This is a genomic window from Microbulbifer epialgicus (assembly GCF_041447265.1).
Taxonomy (GTDB): domain Bacteria; phylum Pseudomonadota; class Gammaproteobacteria; order Pseudomonadales; family Cellvibrionaceae; genus Microbulbifer; species Microbulbifer epialgicus.
Window position 1 is genome coordinate 1 of record NZ_JBGMEK010000282.1, and the last position, 611, is coordinate 611.

Annotated in this window: 1 protein-coding gene; it reads left to right on the top strand. The window is 45.3% G+C overall.

Going from position 1 to position 611, the window contains the following annotated elements:
• Positions 1 to 128: 128 nt before the first annotated feature.
• The coding region (locus ACCI49_RS25020; RefSeq protein WP_371841975.1) for an IS5 family transposase at positions 129 to 611 on the top strand (483 nt) is incomplete at its 3' end.

Below are 611 nucleotides of genomic sequence, written 5' to 3' on the forward strand. Positions count from 1 at the left end.
ATCCCTGGAAAGGGAGTCTTGTACACAGTCGCAAAGGGTTTATTTGTTGGAAAACGGGCTAGGGAACCTCTGAATAATTCCGAGCCAATTTGGTAGTATTCAGTTATCCGTCAAGGCTACGATAGATCATGCACCAAGTCACCTTTGCCGAAGCAGAATACAATCTGAAGCGCCGTAAAACTCGTCGAGAGAAGTTTCTTTCTCAGATGAATGCCCTCATTCCTTGGCGGCGACTGGAAGCTCGAATAGCCCCTTGTTATCCACGCAGTAAACGTGGCCGAGAGCCTTACCCATTGAAGGTCATGCTGCGTGTTCATTGCATGCAGTTGTTTTACAACCTCAGCGATCCAGCTATGCAAGATGCGCTATACGAAATTGAATCTATGCGTAATTTTGCAGGATTGACTTTGAATGGCCCAATTCCCGATGAGACAACGATTCTTAATTTTCGCCACTTGCTGGAGTCAAATCAGCTCGGCACAACCCTATTTGAGGAAATCAATAAGTATCTTGCTGAGAATGGTATGGTATTGCGTGAAGGCACCATTGTAGATGCCACTATTATCTCGGCTCCATCTTCGAGTAAGAATAAAAAGAAGGACCGTGATCCA